The organism is Rhizobacter sp. P3_C12 (assembly GCF_056402735.1).
In genome coordinates this window covers 1-4,049 of the sequence record NZ_JBFUGW010000410.1, presented here as the reverse complement: position 1 = coordinate 4,049, position 4,049 = coordinate 1, and the positions used below count along the sequence as shown (strand labels likewise).

Here is a 4,049-nt window from a genome sequence, read left to right as displayed (position 1 = left end):
GCGCTACGAGCCGCTGCCGGCCGGCCTGCCGGCGCGCCAGCGGCTGCGCCGCGGCGGCGTCTGCCTGATCACCGGCGGGCTCGGCGGCGTCGGCCTCGCGCTGGCGCGCCACCTCGCGAGCGCGTGGCAGGCCCGGCTGGTGCTGCTGGGCCGCACCGAATTGCCGGCGCGTGCCGACTGGGCCCGGCTGGCCAATGACCCGCAGCAGCCGCTCGCGCTGCGCCGCAAGCTGCAGCAGCTGGTCGCGCTCGAAGCCACCGGTGCCGAGGTGATGACGGTCGCCGCCGATGTCAATGACGCGGCGCAACTGCGCGCTGCGCTCGCGCAGGTGCACCGGCGCTTCGGGCCGGTGCAGGGCGTCGTGCATGCCGTCGTGCACCCGGGCCGCGGGATGATCGCGCAGCGCAGCCGCGCGCAGGTCGAGGCCGCGTTCGAGCCCAAGCTGCACGGCACGCAAACGCTGCTGGAAGTGCTGCGCGACGAACCGCTCGACTACGTGCTGTTCTGCTCGTCGGTCGCCAGCCTGATCGGCGGCCTGGGCCGCAGCGACTACGCCGGCGCCAACGCCTACCTCGATGCGCTGGCGGTCGCGTCGCGCCGCACCGACGGGCCACCGCTGTTCTCGGTCAACTGGGATGCGTGGCGCGATGTCGGCATCGCGGTCGACATGGACCTGCCCGACGGCATCGGCCTCGACGAGCGCAGCGGCGTGGCCGCATTCGAGCGCATCGTCAACGGGCCGGACCTGCCGCAGACGGTGGTGTCGATCACGCCGCTCGCGCAGCGCTTCGGGCCGCTGGATGGCGGGATGCTGGATGTGATCGCGGCGTCGGCCAAGGCTTTGGCACCGGCGCGCAGCGGCCATCCGCGCCCGGTGCTGACGACGCCGTTCGCCGCTCCCGAAGGCGCGCTGCAGGAAGGCCTGGCCGCGCTGTGGACCGAGCTGCTCGGCATTGCACCGATCGGCGTGCACGACAACCTGTTCGAGCTCGGCGGCGATTCGCTGCTCGCGATCCGGCTGCTGTCGCGGGTGCGGCAGGCGCAGGGCGTCGAGTTGCATCCGGCGCTGTTCTTCAAGCTGCCGACGGTGGCCGCGCTGGCGCAGGCGGTGCGCGAGCGGGCGCCGCAGGCGGAGGCGGCGCAGGACGCCGCGATCACGCGCAGCGAGGGCGCCGTGGCGCCGATGTCGCCGGCCCAGCAGGGCCAGTGGTTCCTGTGGCAGCTCGATCCGGACAGCACCGCGTACCACGTCGGCGGCGGGCTGCGGCTGTCGGGCGCGCTCGACATGCCAGCGCTGCGGCGGGCGATCGGCGAGCTGGTGCAGCAGCACGACGGCTTGCGCACGGTGTTCCGCGAAGGCGAGGGCGGTGTGCTGGAGCAGGTGGTGCTCGACGACGTGGCGATCGAGATCCCGCTGATCGACCTGTCGCTGCTGCCGGCCGACCAGCGCGATGCACGTCGTCATGACGAGGCGCTGCGCATCGCCCGCACGCCGTTCGACCTGCGCCGCGGCCCGCTGCTGCGCGGTGCGCTGCTGCGGCGTGCGCCCGGCGAGCACGAGCTGCTGCTGATGCTGCACCACATCGTCTCCGATGCCTGGTCGGTCGAGCTGATGCTCGACGAGCTGGCGCAGCGCTATGCCGCGGCCTGCGAGGGCCGCAGCGCGGCGCTGCCGGCCCCTGCCATCCGCTACGGGGATTTCGCGGCCTGGCAGCGGCGCTGGCTCGCAGACGGCGAGGGCGCCCGGCAGCTCGCGTACTGGCGGCGGCAGATCGACGATCCGCAGGCGGTGCTCGCGCTGCCGACCGACCGGCCGCGCGAGGCCGCGGGCCGCAGCGGTGCGGCGCAGCACCTGGTCGACCTGCCGGCGGACCTGGTCGACGGCCTGAAACGTTCCGTCGCGAAGGAGGGCGCCACGCTCTTCATGGGGCTGATCGCGGCCTTCCACGCGCTGCTGCACCGGCACACCGGCCAGCCGCTGGTGCGCATCGGCGTGCCGGTCGCGAACCGCCAGCGGCCCGAGACGGCGCGCGTCGTCGGCTTCTTCATCAACACGCTGATGGTGCAGGCACGCGTCGACGGCCGCCAGCCGCTGATCGCGCTGCTGCAGCAGGTGCGCGATGCCGCGATCGACGCGCAGGCGCACCCCGACCTGCCGTTCGATCACCTCGTGGAGGCGCTGCGCCCGCCGCGCGTGCCGGGCGTCACGCCGCTGTTCCAGGTGATGTTCAACCACCTCGGGCAGGGCGGGCGCTCGCCGGGCGGCTGGCCCGGGCTGCAGGTCGGCCGCATCGACCTGGCCGAGCGTGCCGCGCCGTTCGAGCTGACGCTGGAGACGCAGGAGCTCGATGACGGCGGCGTGCGTGCCGCGTTCCGCTATGCCGATGCGTTGTTCGAGCCGCAGCGCATCGAACGGCTGGGCGCGCACTACGTGGCGCTGCTGCGGGCACTGGTCGGGCAGCCGCAGGCGCGCGTCGGCGAGGTCGCGTTGCTCGGCGCGGAAGACCAGGCGCTGCTGCGGCAGTGGGGCGTCAACGGCGAGCAGCATGCGTACGACGCACCGGTGCACCGGCTGTTCGAGCGGCAGGCCCGGGCGCAACCGCAGGCTGTTGTGCTGGCGTTCGGCGAGCAGGTTCTGCGCTACGGCGAACTGAACCGCCGCGCCAACCGGCTCGCGCATGCGCTGATCGCACGGGGCGTCGGTCCCGACTCCCGCGTCGGGATCGCGATGGAGCGTTCGTTCGAGATGGTCGTCGGCCTGCTCGCGATCCTGAAGGCCGGCGGTGCCTATGTGCCGCTGGACCCGGAGCATCCGGACGAGCGGCTGCATTACATGCTCGACGACAGCGGCATCGCGCTGCTGCTGACGCAGCCGCACCTGGCGGCGCGCTTCGGCGGCCGGCCGTCGCTGTCGCTGCTGGCAGTCGATGGCGCTGCGATCGACGGACCCGACACCGACCCCGCCGTCGTGCTGCACGGCCAGCACCTGGCCTACGTGATCTACACCTCCGGCTCGACCGGCCGGCCCAAGGGCGCCGCGAACCACCACCGCGCGCTGCACAACCGGCTCGCGTGGATGCAGCAGGCGCATGGCCTGACGCCCGACGACACCGTGCTGCAGAAGACGCCGTTCGGTTTCGACGTGTCGGTGTGGGAGTTCTTCTGGCCGCTGATGACCGGCGCGCGGCTGGTGCTGGCTGCCCCCGGCGAGCACAAGGATCCGGCGCGGCTCGCGGCGCTGATCCGCCGGCAGCGCGTGACGACGCTGCATTTCGTGCCGTCGATGCTGCAGGCCTTTCTCGCGCATGCCGAGGTCGAACGCTGCGACAGCCTAGTGCGTGTGATCTGCAGCGGCGAGGCACTGCCCGCCGAGGCGCAGAACGAGTTGCTGCGGCGCCTTCCACACGCGGGCCTGTTCAACCTCTATGGGCCGACCGAAGCGGCGATCGACGTGACGCAGTGGCGCTGCCAGGACGACGGCCGCGTGCGCGTCGCGATCGGCCGGCCGATCTCCGCCACCCGAACGCTGGTGCTCGATGCCGGCCTGCAGCCGGTGCCGCCGGGCGTGGCCGGCGAGCTGTACCTGGGCGGCCTCGGCCTCGCGCGCGGCTACCTCGGCCGCGCCGGGCTGACGAGCGAACGCTTCGTCGCCGACCCGTTCGAGCCCGGCGAGCGGCTGTACCGCACCGGCGACCTGGCGTGCTGGCGCGAGGGTGAGAACGGTGGGGGCGAGCTCGAATACCTCGGCCGCATCGACCATCAGGTGAAGATCCGCGGCGTGCGCATCGAGCTCGGCGAGATCGAGGCCGGCCTGCTGGCGCAACCCGGCGTGCGCGAGGCCGTGGTCGTGGCGCGCGGTGGCGAGGTGCTGGTGGCGTATGTGTCGGCACAGCCGGGGCAGTCGCTCGATCCGCAAGCGCTGCGCGCGCAGTTGGCCATGCGCCTGCCCGATGCGATGCTGCCGGCCGGGATCACCGTGCTCGACACGCTGCCGCTGAACGCCAACGGCAAGATCGATCGCAACGCCTTGCCGGCCACCGGGCCTCAGG

General features: G+C 73.2%; 1 protein-coding gene. It reads left to right on the top strand.

The window, feature by feature from the left end; translation table 11 throughout:
• Positions 1-4,049 (top strand): amino acid adenylation domain-containing protein (locus tag AC1DXV_RS32160; protein WP_477937545.1); only part of this gene is annotated, 4,049 nt, incomplete at both ends.